The organism is Shinella fusca, from assembly GCF_014203155.1.
GTDB lineage: Bacteria > Pseudomonadota > Alphaproteobacteria > Rhizobiales > Rhizobiaceae > Shinella > Shinella fusca.
In genome coordinates this window covers 69,512-81,303 of record NZ_JACHIK010000018.1, presented here as the reverse complement: position 1 = coordinate 81,303, position 11,792 = coordinate 69,512, and the positions used below count along the sequence as shown (strand labels likewise).

Sequence of the window (11,792 nt, the reverse complement as noted above, 5' to 3'; positions counted from 1 at the left end):
AAGGCGCCTGCTCGTCACGCTCAATGCCGCTATCAGGGACAACAAACCAGTGCGTACTTGACATCACAAACACAGTTGCTCGGGCTTGACCCGAGGATCCACCCGCCGGGCACGCCATCCACCATCCTCCCACTGGAAGCCGGCGCAAAAGCCGCTATCTTCCCCGCCATGAAGCCAGACCAGCTCCTTCGCCCGGCGCCCGCCGGCCTCTATTGCCCGGCCGGCGATTTCTACATCGACCCCGTGCGCCCCGTCGCAAGGGCGCTGATCACCCACGGCCATGCCGACCATGCCCGGGCCGGCCACGGTGCGGTGCTGGCGACGCGCGAGACGCTGGACATCATGGCGATCCGCTACGGCGAGGACTTTTGCGGCACCATGCAGGCCGCCGCCCTCGGCGAGCGCATCGACCTTTCCGGCGTCGCCGTCTCCTTCCACCCGGCCGGCCATGTGCTCGGCTCCGCGCAGATCGCCGTGGAGAAGAGCGGCCTCACCATCGTCGCCTCGGGCGACTACAAGCGTGGCACCGATCCGACCTGCGCGCCCTACGAGCCGGTCCCCTGCGACGTCTTCATCACCGAGGCGACCTTCGGCCTGCCGGTCTTCCACCACCCGGACCCGAAGGCCGAGATCGGCAAGCTCCTCACCTCGCTCAGGCAATTTCCCGAGCGCACCCATCTCGTCGGCGCCTATTCGCTCGGCAAGGCGCAGCGCGTCATCCGCCTTTTGCGCGACTGCGGCCATGACGCGCCGATCCATATCCACGGCTCGCTCGCGCGGCTGTGCGACTACTATGTCGGCCGCGGCATCGACCTCGGCGAGCTTCGCCCCGCAACGCTCGAAAAGAGCAGCCCCGCCGATTTCCGCGGCGCCGTCGTCGTCGGCCCGCCCTCGGCCTTCGCCGACCGCTGGGCGCGCCGCTTCAACGAGCCGCTTGTCGCCTTCGCCTCCGGCTGGATGATGGTGCGCCAGCGGGCGAAACAGGGCGGCGTCGAACTGCCGCTCGTCATCTCCGACCATTGCGACTGGCCGGAACTCACCGCCACGATCCGCGAGCTCGCGCCCAGCGAGGTCTGGGTGACGCACGGCCGCGAGGAGGCGCTGGTGCGCTGGTGCGAGCTTACCGGCATACCCGCGCGGCCGCTGCATCTGGTGGGCTATGAGGATGAGGGGGATTGAATGATTTCGTCTTTCCGGGTTGAGCGATGCGGGCGTGGCTTACCCCCCTCTGCCCTGCCGGGCATCTCCCCCACAGGTGGGGAGATTGAATCGTGGCACCGCTTCGCCCCAAGCCGATCTCCCCCCTCGTGGGGGAGATGCCCGGCAGGGCAGAGGGGGGGGGCCCATCCGCCACGGTGCCCTGTCGGAGGCGCCCGCCCATGAAAGCCTTCGCAACCCTCCTCGACCGCCTCGTCCTCACCCCCGCGCGCAACGGCAAGCTGAAGCTGCTCGCCGATTATTTCCGCGATACGCCCGATCCCGACCGCGGCTACGGCCTTGCCGCCATTGCCGGCACGCTGGACTTGAAGGGCGTCAAGCCCGCGCTGCTGCGCGAGCTCGTGCTGGAGCGCATGGACGAGGTGCTGTTCCGCTATTCCTACGACTATGTCGGCGACCTTGCCGAGACCATCGCGCTGGTCTGGAGCGAGGAGCGGAAGGACCTGCCGCCGGAGGCGGACGAACCGCGGCTCGGCGCGGTCGTCGCCCGCATGAATTCGCTCGGCCGCACGGAGGTGCGCGCCGCCGTGCGCGATCTTCTCGACCGGCTCGACCCTTCCGCCCGCTTCGCCTTCCTGAAGCTCGCGACCGGGGGCCTGCGCATCGGCGTCTCGGCGCGCCTCGCCAAGCAGGCGCTCGCCGATTTCTCCGGCAAGGACGTCGCGGAGATCGAGACGCTGTGGCACGGCCTTTCCCCGCCCTACGAGCCGCTCTTCGCCTGGCTGGAGGGCCGCGCGGAACGCCCGGTGCTGGCGACGCCCGCCATCTTCCATTCCGTCATGCTGGCAAACCCGGTGGGCGAGGGCGACCTCGATGCGCTCGACCCCACCGATTTCGCCGCCGAATGGAAATGGGACGGCATCCGCGTGCAGCTTTCCGCCGCGGGCGCGACGCGCCGGCTCTATTCGCGCTCCGGCGACGACATCTCCGCCGCCTTCCCGGATGTGCTGGAGGCCGTCGGCTTCGAAGGCGTCATCGACGGCGAGCTGCTGGTCGGCGGCACGGCGCGCACCAACAGCCCGACGCGCACCTTCTCCGATCTCCAGCAGCGCCTCAATCGCAAAACCGTCACGGGCAGGATGCTGGAGGACTATCCCGCCTTCGTGCGCGCCTACGACGTGCTCTTCGACGGCGAGGAGGACGTGCGGCCGAACCCCTTCACCGCCCGCCGCGCCCGGCTTTCCGGCCTCATCGACAAGGCCCCGCACGACCGCTTCGATCTCTCGCCGCTCGTGCCCTTCTCGAACTGGGGAGAACTGGAGGCGCTGCGCCGCGAGCCGCCCGACCCGGTGATCGAGGGGGTGATGATCAAGCGGCTCGACAGCCCCTACCAGGCCGGCCGCCTCAAGGGGCCGTGGTTCAAGTGGAAGCGCGATCCCTACAATATCGACGCGGTGATGATGTATGCCCAGCGCGGCCACGGCAAGCGCTCCAGCTACTATTCCGATTTCACCTTCGGCGTGTGGACGGAGGGCGAGGGCGGCGACGTGCTGGTGCCGGTGGGCAAGGCCTATTTCGGCTTCACCGATGCGGAACTGGAAGTGCTCGACCGCTTCGTGCGCAACAACACGACGGACCGCTTCGGTCCCGTGCGGGCGGTGCGCGCCGAGCCCGGCTTCGGCTTCGTGCTGGAAGTCGCCTTCGAGGGCATCAACCGCTCCACCCGCCACAAATCCGGCGTCGCCATGCGCTTCCCCCGCATCGCGCGGCTGAGAGAGGACAAGCTGCCGGCCGATGCCGACCGGCTGGAGACGCTGATGGCGATGGTGGAGGCGAAGGAGGGGTAGGGGGGCTTAACACCCCCCTCTGTCCTGCCGGACATCTCCCCCACAAGGGGGGAGATTGGATGGAGCACTGTTTCGCCACTCTCTAGCGCTGCGATTTGAGCAGGGTTGCTGCCTCTAGCCGATCTCCCTCCTTGTGGGGGAGATGCCCGGCAGGGCAGAGGGGGGTAACCCAGGAACGCGGCCTTGTTAGAACCCCAGCGCGGAAAGATCCGGCCCCAGCGGCACGATGCGGTTCGGGTTGAGCGCCTTGATCGAATAATAGCCCTGCTTGATATGGTCGATGTTCACCGTCCCGCGCACGCCGGGCAGATCGAGCACGCGCCGCGTATAGGCCGAAAGCGCCGGATAGTCGGCAAGGCGCCGGCGGTTGCACTTGAAGAGGCCGTAATAGGCCGCATCGAAGCGGATGAGCGTGACGAAGAGCCGGATGTCGGCCTCGGTGAAGGTCTCGCCCGTCAGGAAAGCCCGTCCGTCGCCAAGGCGGGCCTCCAGCTCGTCCAGCATGGCGAAAACGCCCTGATAGGCCTCCTCGTAGGCGACCTGCGTGGTGGCGAAGCCCGCGCGGTAGACGCCGTTGTTGAGGGCGGGATAGATGCGTTCGTTCAGCCCGTCGATCTCGCCGCGCAGCGCCTCGGGATAGAAGTCGACGCTCTCGTCCGAAAGCGCGCCGAAGCCGCTGTTCAGCATGCGCACGATATCGGCGGATTCGTTGTTGACGATGGTCTTCCTTTCCCTGTCCCACAGCACGGGCACGGTGGCCCGGCCGGTGAAGGTGGGCTCGGCGCGGGAATAGAGCTCGTGGAGATAGGTCGCGCCGTTAAGGTCGTCGCGGTTTGATCCCGGATAGTCGCCGAAGCGCCAGCCCTCGTCGGACAGCACCGGCTCGACGACCGAGACGGAAACGACGTCCTCCAGCTTCTTCAATTTGCGGGCGATCAGCGTGCGCGAGGCCCAGGGGCAGATATAGGCGACATAGAGGTGATAGCGGCCCTTGGCGGCGGCAAAGCCGTCTTCGCCGGTCGGGCCGGCGCTGCCGTCCGGCGTCACCCAGTTGCGGAAACTGGAGACCTGCCGCACGAAGCCGCCCTTGGCGTCGATCGCCTGAACCGGCTGCCAGTCTTGCGTCCACTTGCCGTTGACGAGCATCGTGCACCTTCCTTTCGTCGTGTCCCCTGAGGTATTCCCCGCGCGTGCGAAGGGCAATCGCGCCGCCGTTTGACACAGCGTTCACAAAGCGGGCGGGACGCCGAAAAATGATGCCCGCAAGCCACAGGTCAGCCGCAAATGCCACATTTGGGGCAGGATTGTGGACCTAATTGGCGCCTCGTTAGTTAGTGATTCAGCTCTCGCCTTCATTTTCTCCTTCCGCAAAACGGATACCGACGCTCTTCATGACCGACACCGCGCTCTCCCGCCGCCGCTTCCTGCAGTTCACCGGCCTTGCCATGGCAGGCGGCCTTGCCGGCTGCACCTCCTCCATGAACACCGATCGCTTCCGCTACGAGACGCGGCCCTATTTCCGCAATTCCGCGCTGGAAGGCCGGCCGGAATATATCGACAACAGGGGGCCGATCGGCCTCTACGGCCAGACGCCGCCCTCGGGCCTTCTGCCCGAATCCTCGCAATACGCCTCGATCTACGGCCCGGTGAGCGACGGCGGCTTCCAGGTGCCGGCCGTGCCCTACCAGCAGATCGACCCGCGCTTCTACCGGCAGGAGGTCGAAAGCCCCTTCGCCGAAAAGCCGGGCACGATCATCGTCGATACGGGTAACCGCTTCCTCTATCTCATCCTGCCGAACGGCCGGGCCATGCGCTACGGCGTCGGCATCGGCCGCGAGGGCTTCGCCTGGTCGGGCCGTGGCGTCATCCAGTGGAAGCAGACCTGGCCGAAATGGACGCCGCCGGACGAAATGGTCGCGCGCCAGCCGGAACTCATCAAATATTCGAGCGCCAACGGCGGCATGCCCGGCGGCCTCAACAACCCGCTCGGCGCCCGCGCGCTCTACATCTTCCAGAACGGCAAGGACACGCTCTACCGCCTGCACGGCTCGCCGGAATGGAAATCCATCGGCAAGGCGGTCTCCTCCGGCTGCGTGCGCATGCTCAACCAGGACGTCATCGATCTCTACGACCGCGTGAAGGGCAAGGCGCCGATCCTGGTGATCTGAGGGGGAACTTGTAGCGCACCCCCCTCTGCCCTGCCGGGCATCTCCCCCACAAGGGGGGAGATCGGCTTGGGGCGAGGCGGTGCCACGATTCAATCTCCCCACCTGTGGGGGAGATGCCCGGCAGGGCAGAGGGGGGTGAACCTAACCCGCCGCCGGCGAAATCAGGCACGCGCCGTCCAGCGCCGGCAAATCCCCCGCCGTAACCGCCTTGCCGCCCTCCATCCGCACATTGCCTTCCGCGACGAGACGCAGCGCCAGCGGGTAGCTCCGGTGCTCGACCGTCAGCACGCGCGCGGCGAGCGTGTCGGCGGTGTCGGCCGGCAGCACCGGCACGGCGGCCTGCACGATCGCCGGGCCCTCGTCCATGCCCTCCGTCACGAAATGCACCGTGCAGCCGGCGATCCGCATGCCCGCGTCGATGGCGCGCTGATGCGTGTGGAGGCCGGGAAAGAGCGGCAGCAGGGACGGGTGGATGTTGAGGATGCGGCCTTCGTGGCGCTGGATGAAAGTGCCGGAGAGAAGGCGCATGTAGCCGGCAAGGCAGACGATATCCGGCGAGAGCGCATCGAGCGCATCGAGGATCGCCGCTTCATGCGCTTCCTTGCTGGGAAAATCCCGGCGCAGGAAGGTGCGGGTCGCAATGCCGAGCGCCTCGGCCTTCGCAAGCCCGCCGGCCTCCGCCTTGTCGGAGAAGACCGCGACGATCTCCGCCGGGAAATCCGCCGCCGCGCAGGCTTTTGCCAGCGCCAGCATGTTGGAGCCGCCGCCGGAGATGAAGGCGACGACGCGCTTGCGGGCGCCGCTCATAGGGCGAGCGTGCCCTTGTAGATCGTGCCGGCCGCGCCTTCCGCGCGGGCGACCATGCGGCCGAGGCGGAAGACGCTTTCGCCTTCGCGGGCCAGCACGGCGGCGACCGCGTCGGCCTTGTCCTCCGGCACCACGGCGATCATGCCGACGCCGCAGTTGAAGGTGCGCAGCATTTCCGTCGCTTCCACGCCGCCGGTTTTCGCGAGCCACGAGAACACGGCCGGCGCCCTGACGGCGGCAAGGTCGATCTCGGCGGCAAGGTGTTTTGGCAGCACGCGCGGAATGTTCTCCGGGAAGCCGCCGCCGGTGATATGCGCCAGCGCCTTGATCGCGCCCGTCTCGCGGATCGCTTTCAGCAGCGGCTTCACATAGATCTTCGTCGGCGTCAGCAGCGCCTCGCCGAGGCTCTTTCCGCCGTCGAACGGAGCCGCCGCGTCCCAGGCAAGGCCCGAGAGCGTGACGATCCTGCGCACCAGCGAATAGCCGTTGGAATGGACGCCCGAGGAGGCAAGGCCGAGGATGACGTCGCCTTCGGCAATGTCGCCCGCCGGCAGCAGCCGGCCGCGCTCGGCCGCGCCGACCGCAAAGCCGGCGAGGTCGTAGTCGCCGTGCGAATACATGCCGGGCATTTCGGCCGTCTCGCCGCCGATGAGCGCGCAGCCAGCCTGCCGGCAGCCTTCCGCGATGCCCTCGACGATGGCCGCGCCCTGCTCGGGATCGAGCTTGCCGGTCGCGAAATAGTCGAGGAAGAAGAGGGGTTCGGCGCCCTGCACCACGAGGTCGTTGACGCACATGGCGACGAGGTCGATGCCGACCGTGTCGTGCCGGTCCGCGTCGATGGCGATCTTCAGCTTGGTGCCGACGCCGTCGTTGGCCGCAACGAGGACCGGATCGGAAAAGCCGGCCGCCTTGAGGTCGAAGAGCCCGCCGAAGCCGCCGATCTCGCCGTCGGCGCCCGGGCGGCGGGTGGAGCGCACCGCCGGCTTGATCTTCTCGACCATCAGGTTGCCCGCGTCGATGTCGACGCCCGCATCGCTATAGGTCAGACCGTTCTTTCCCGACTGGCTCATGCTCTCGCCTCCGGCTTGCGCGCTGTTCGCGCCCGATTGGCATGGCGGGGCGGCAAGTGCAAGGAGAATGCCGGTATTGCGGGGATTTTTTCACTGGATTGCGGGGGACGGCGGCGCGGCGGCGACACCCCCCTCTGCCCTGCCGGGCATCTCCCCCACAAGGAGGGAGATCGGCAAGAAGCGAGCACCCCGCTCAAATTGCGACGTGAAAGATGGGCGAAACGCCCCTCCATCCAATCTCCCCCCTTGTGGGGGAGATGCCCGGCAGGGCAGAGGGGGGGTAGCCGCTGGCTCTGGGGAAACCGAGGAAAACATGGCCCCACGAGACCATTTCCCCGCCCAGCCTTGACCTTTCTCAGGCGCGCATCCTATCTCCTCATGTAAACGGCAAACACGGGAAAAGCGCGATGGCAGCCCATATCAGCGGCGCGGGACTGAAGCGGCAGGCGATCTTCTGGCTCATCGCGCTCGCTTTCTTCGTGCTCTTCCTCCTTATCTTTTCCGATATCCTGCTGCCGTTCATCGCCGGCATGGCGCTCGCCTATTTCCTCGATCCGGTGGCCGACCGGCTGGAGCGCATCGGCCTCTCGCGCATGATGGCGACGGTGGTGATCCTCATCACCTTCGTCGTGCTCTTCGCCCTGTCGCTGATGATCGTCATCCCGCTCTTGGCAACCCAGGCCGCCGATTTCCTGGAAAAGCTGCCGGGCTACGTCACCCAGCTCCAGCAGCTCGTGGCGAGCTTCAACCCGGACCTGCTGCCGAAATGGATCGGCAGCCAGATGGGCACGATCAAGGAGAGCTTCTCCTCCATCCTCGCAGAGGGCGCGGGCTTCCTCGGCACGGTGATGAAGCAGCTCTGGAATTCCGGCATGGCGCTGGTCAACATCGTCTCGCTTCTGGTCGTCACGCCCGTCGTCGCCTTCTATCTGCTGCTCGACTGGGACCACATGATCGCCAAGGTCGACAGCTGGGTGCCGCGCGACTATGTCGACAATGTCCGCCAGATCGCCTCCGAGATGGATGCGGCGATCGCCGGCTTCGTGCGCGGGCAGGGCTCCATCTGCATCATCCTCGGCCTCTACTACGGCATCGGGCTCTCCTTCGCGGGGCTGAATTTCGGCCTGCTGATCGGCCTTTTCGCCGGCGTCATCAGCTTCATCCCCTATGTCGGCTCGCTGGTCGGGCTGGTGCTGGCCATCGGCGTCGCCGTCGTGCAGTTCTGGCCGGATTACTGGATGGTCGTGCTGATCGCCGTCATCTTCTTCTCCGGCCAGTTCATCGAGGGCAACATCCTCCAGCCCAAGCTCGTCGGCTCGCGCGTCGGCCTGCATCCGGTCTGGCTGATGTTCGCGCTGGTCGCCTTCGGCGCGCTGTTCGGCTTCGTCGGGCTGATGATCGCGGTGCCGGCGGCCGCGGCCGTGGGCGTGCTTGTCCGCTTCGGCCTCAGCCGCTACCTTGACAGCGACCTCTATTACGGGGCCAGCAAGCCCGTTCTCCTCGAAGAGAGCACGCCGGAAGAATAACGGGCCGCAAACGTGTATCCGAGTAAGACAATGACCCCGCGCAAGACCGCCGAACAGTTGCCGCTGGCCTTCGGGCACGACCCCGCGACGGGGCGCGACGACCTTTTGCTCGCAAAGCCGGTGGACGCGGCCGTGGCGATGATCGACGCCTGGCCGCACTGGCCGGCGCCCGTCGTGGTCATCGCCGGCCCCGTCGGCTCGGGAAAATCGCACCTTGCCGCCATCTGGCGCGAGAAGGCTGGCGCGGCGCTGGTCTTGGCGCAGCCGGGCGAGGGCGCGGAGGCGGCCGCCGAGCGCGGCCCCGTCCTCATCGAGGATGCCGACCGCGCCGGCTTCGACGACCGCACGCTCTTCCACGTCATCAACAACGTGCGCCAGCACGGCCACACGCTGCTCATCACCAGCCGGCTGTGGCCGATGTCCTGGCCGGTCGAGCTTGCGGACCTGCGCTCGCGCCTCAAGGCCGCGACCGTGGTGGAGATCGGCGAGCCGGACGACGAACTGCTCTCGCAGGTCATCGTCAAGCTCTTCGCCGACCGCCAGCTCTTCGTCGACGACAAGCTGGTCGCCTATATCGTCGCGCGCATGGAGCGCTCGCTGGAGGCCGCCCAGACGCTGGTGGACCGCCTCGACCGCCTCGCCCTTTCCCGCGGCAGCCGCATCACGCGGGCGCTGGCGCAGGAGGTGCTGGGCGAAATGGTCGGCGGGGAGGAGTAGGGGGCGTATCCCGGAGCACCCCCCTCTGCCCTGCCGGGCATCTCCCCCACAAGGGGGGAGATCGGCAAGAGGCGAAAACCCCACTCAATCGGCAGCGTCGGATAGGGGCGAAACCTCGCTCCATCCAATCTCCCCCCTTGTGGGGGAGATGCCCGGCAGGGCAGAGGGGGTATTTCACGGCGTCGCCCCCCCCCTTATTCCACCACCCCGGATTGACTGTCACAGTTCCGTCGTCAAACTGGGATAGGAGCCGGGTGACGGTCAACGGGCGGAAATGGAAATGGATACAGCGACTTCGGACCTTGCTCAGGAAAAGCCCGCCGGCCGTGCGGCGCCGGAGGGCGCAGGCGTCGACATCGAGGCCCTGATGGCGAGCCCCGAGCGCTTCATCAACCGCGAATTCTCCTGGCTGCAGTTCAACCGCCGCGTCCTCGAGGAGACGCTGAACACCGCCCATCCGCTGCTGGAGCGCGTGCGCTTCCTCTCCATCTCTGCCGCCAATCTCGACGAGTTCTTCATGGTGCGCGTCGCCGGCCTCGAAGGGCAGGTGCGCCAGCGCGTCGGCATCCGCAGCCCGGACGGCAAGACCGCGGCCGAGCAGCTCGACGATATCCTCAAGGAGATCGACAATCTCCAGATGGAGCAGCAGGCCTCGCTTGCCGTGCTCCAGCAATACCTCGCCAAGGAAGATATCCTCATCGTCCGCCCGACGGCGCTGTCGAGCGAGGACAAGGTCTGGCTCCAGCAGGAGTTCAACCAGTCGATCTTCCCGGTGCTGACGCCGCTCTCCATCGATCCGGCCCATCCCTTCCCGTTCATCCCGAACCTCGGCTTTTCCATCGGCCTGCAGCTCGAAAGCACGATGGGCAAGGAGCCGATGACGGCGCTCCTGCGCCTGCCGGTCGCGCTCGACCGCTTCATCCGCCTGCCGGATGCCGGCGGGGCGATCCGCTACATCACGCTGGAGGATGCCGTCGGCCTCTTCATCGGCCGGCTCTTCCCCGGCTATATCGTGCGCGGATCGGGCACCTTCCGCATCATCCGCGACAGCGATATCGAGGTGGAGGAAGAGGCCGAAGACCTCGTGCGCTTCTTCGAGACGGCGCTGAAGCGCCGCCGCCGCGGCTCGGTGATCCGTATCGAGACCGATTCCGAAATGCCGGAATCGCTGCGCCGCTTCGTGGTCGGCGAGCTCGGCGTGCCGGACAACCGCGTCGCCGTCCTTCCGGGCCTGCTCGCCCTCAACACGCTGTCGGAGATCGCCAGGGCCCCGCGCGAGGACCTGAGGTTCGAGCCCTACAATGCCCGATTTCCCGAACGCGTCCGAGAGCACGCCGGAGACTGCCTCGCCGCCATCCGCGAAAAGGACATGGTCGTCCACCACCCCTACGAGAGCTTCGACGTGGTGGTCCAGTTCCTTCTCCAGGCTGCGCGCGATCCTGACGTGCTGGCGATAAAGCAGACGCTCTACCGCACCTCCAACGACAGTCCCATCGTGCGTGCGCTGATCGATGCCGCCGAGGCGGGCAAGTCGGTGACGGCGCTGGTCGAGCTCAAGGCCCGCTTCGACGAGGAGGCGAACATCCGCTGGGCGCGCGACCTGGAGCGCGCCGGCGTGCAGGTCGTCTTCGGCTTCATCGAGCTGAAGACCCACGCCAAGATGTCGCTGATCGTGCGCCGCGAGGAGGGCAGGCTGCGCACCTATTGCCACCTCGGCACGGGCAACTACCATCCGGTGACGGCGAAGATCTACACCGACCTTTCCTTCTTCACCTGCAATCCCACCATCGCCAACGACATGGCGAACATCTTCAATTTCATCACCGGCTACGGCGAGCCGGAGGCCGGCATGAAGCTCGCCTTCTCGCCCTATACGCTGCGCCCGCGCATCCTGCGTCACATCGACGAGGAGATCGCCCATGCGAAGAACGGCGCGCCGGCGGCGATCTGGATGAAGATGAACTCGCTGGTCGATCCCGAGATCATCGACGCGCTCTACCGCGCCAGCCAGGCGGGCGTGGAAGTGGACCTCGTCGTGCGCGGCATCTGCTGCCTTCGCCCGCAGGTTCCCGGCCTTTCGGAGAACATCCGCGTCAAGTCCATCGTCGGCCGGTTCCTCGAGCATTCCCGCATCTTCTGCTTCGGCAACGGCCACGGTCTTCCCTCCGACAAGGCGCTGGTCTATATAGGCTCGGCGGACATGATGCCGCGCAATCTGGACCGGCGGGTCGAGACACTCGTGCCTCTGATCAACCGGACGGTGCATGAGCAGGTTCTTTCGCAGATCATGCTGGGCAATCTTATCGATAACCAGCAGAGCTACGAGATCCTTGCGGACGGAACGTCCCGGCGCATGGAAGTGCAGCCCGGCGCCGAGCCGTTCAACGCTCAGCACTACTTCATGACCAACCCCAGCCTGTCCGGCCGGGGCGAGGCCCTGAAGTCCTCGGCACCGAAGGCGATCGCGGGCTGGCAAGGCCGCCGGAAGAAATAAACGGA

General features: G+C 66.8%; 9 protein-coding genes and 1 pseudogene. 7 read left to right on the top strand and 3 right to left on the bottom strand.

What is annotated here, in order from left to right; all coding sequences use genetic code 11:
• Window positions 1-168 precede the first annotated feature (168 nt).
• A complete protein-coding gene (locus tag HNQ66_RS20025; RefSeq protein WP_184145963.1) occupies window positions 169-1,179 on the top strand; it encodes a ligase-associated DNA damage response exonuclease in 1,011 nt (336 codons plus the stop codon).
• A gap of 200 nt (window positions 1,180-1,379) precedes the next feature.
• Complete coding sequence (locus tag HNQ66_RS20020; RefSeq protein WP_184145962.1) at window positions 1,380-3,005, top strand: cisplatin damage response ATP-dependent DNA ligase; 1,626 nt, start codon at window positions 1,380-1,382, stop codon at window positions 3,003-3,005.
• A 186-nt stretch (window positions 3,006-3,191) separates the two neighbouring features.
• Here HNQ66_RS20020 and HNQ66_RS20015 read toward each other — a convergent pair whose 3' ends face one another.
• A complete protein-coding gene (locus tag HNQ66_RS20015) occupies window positions 3,192-4,151 on the bottom strand; it encodes a glutathione S-transferase family protein (protein WP_184145961.1) in 960 nt (319 codons plus the stop codon).
• A 245-nt stretch (window positions 4,152-4,396) separates the two neighbouring features.
• On the opposite strand from HNQ66_RS20015, the gene HNQ66_RS20010 reads away from it, so the two are divergent.
• On the top strand, window positions 4,397-5,173 hold the full coding sequence (locus HNQ66_RS20010; protein WP_184145960.1) for a L,D-transpeptidase: 777 nt from the start codon (window positions 4,397-4,399) through the stop codon (window positions 5,171-5,173).
• Between the two features lie 141 nt (window positions 5,174-5,314).
• Here HNQ66_RS20010 and purN read toward each other — a convergent pair whose 3' ends face one another.
• Both purN and purM read right to left on the bottom strand, forming a co-directional pair.
• Entirely contained in the window at window positions 5,315-5,980 is a 666-nt protein-coding gene (gene purN / locus HNQ66_RS20005) for a phosphoribosylglycinamide formyltransferase (protein ID WP_184145958.1), read from the bottom strand.
• Window positions 5,977-7,050 carry a phosphoribosylformylglycinamidine cyclo-ligase gene (purM, locus tag HNQ66_RS20000; protein WP_184145957.1) on the bottom strand — a complete coding sequence of 358 codons (1,074 nt, stop codon included), beginning with the start codon at window positions 7,048-7,050 and terminating at the stop codon, window positions 5,977-5,979. Before purM ends, purN begins: the two co-directional genes overlap by 4 nt.
• A 115-nt stretch (window positions 7,051-7,165) precedes the next feature.
• Between purM and HNQ66_RS23630 the strand changes: the two are divergent.
• The 4 genes and pseudogenes from HNQ66_RS23630 to HNQ66_RS19985 form a co-directional block, all read left to right on the top strand.
• Window positions 7,166-7,331, top strand: a pseudogene (locus HNQ66_RS23630) (bifunctional diaminohydroxyphosphoribosylaminopyrimidine deaminase/5-amino-6-(5-phosphoribosylamino)uracil reductase RibD); the annotation flags it as partial.
• Window positions 7,332-7,457: 126 nt separating this feature from the next.
• Entirely contained in the window at window positions 7,458-8,576 is a 1,119-nt protein-coding gene (locus tag HNQ66_RS19995; protein WP_184145955.1) for an AI-2E family transporter, read from the top strand.
• Window positions 8,577-8,606: 30 nt separating this feature from the next.
• A complete protein-coding gene (gene hdaA, locus HNQ66_RS19990) occupies window positions 8,607-9,293 on the top strand; it encodes a DnaA regulatory inactivator HdaA (protein ID WP_184145953.1) in 687 nt (228 codons plus the stop codon).
• 274 nt (window positions 9,294-9,567) lie between these two features.
• Window positions 9,568-11,787, top strand: a complete 2,220-nt coding sequence (locus HNQ66_RS19985) for an RNA degradosome polyphosphate kinase (protein ID WP_343059575.1) — start codon at window positions 9,568-9,570, stop codon at window positions 11,785-11,787.
• The last annotated feature ends 5 nt before the right edge of the window (window positions 11,788-11,792 follow it).

Bases quoted from the DNA above. Each gene is read 5' to 3' on its own strand.
- hdaA (WP_184145953.1), top strand. From the start codon at position 8,607: ATGACCCCGCGCAAGACCGCCGAACAGTTGCCGCTGGCCTTCGGGCAC.
- HNQ66_RS20020 (WP_184145962.1), top strand. From the start codon at position 1,380: ATGAAAGCCTTCGCAACCCTCCTCGACCGCCTCGTCCTCACCCCCGCG.
- HNQ66_RS19995 (WP_184145955.1), top strand. From the start codon at position 7,458: ATGGCAGCCCATATCAGCGGCGCGGGACTGAAGCGGCAGGCGATCTTC.
- HNQ66_RS20025 (WP_184145963.1), top strand. From the start codon at position 169: ATGAAGCCAGACCAGCTCCTTCGCCCGGCGCCCGCCGGCCTCTATTGC.
- HNQ66_RS20015 (WP_184145961.1), bottom strand. From the start codon at position 4,151: ATGCTCGTCAACGGCAAGTGGACGCAAGACTGGCAGCCGGTTCAGGCG.
- purM (WP_184145957.1), bottom strand. From the start codon at position 7,050: ATGAGCCAGTCGGGAAAGAACGGTCTGACCTATAGCGATGCGGGCGTC.
- HNQ66_RS19985 (WP_343059575.1), top strand. From the start codon at position 9,568: ATGGAAATGGATACAGCGACTTCGGACCTTGCTCAGGAAAAGCCCGCC.
- HNQ66_RS20010 (WP_184145960.1), top strand. From the start codon at position 4,397: ATGACCGACACCGCGCTCTCCCGCCGCCGCTTCCTGCAGTTCACCGGC.
- purN (WP_184145958.1), bottom strand. From the start codon at position 5,980: ATGAGCGGCGCCCGCAAGCGCGTCGTCGCCTTCATCTCCGGCGGCGGC.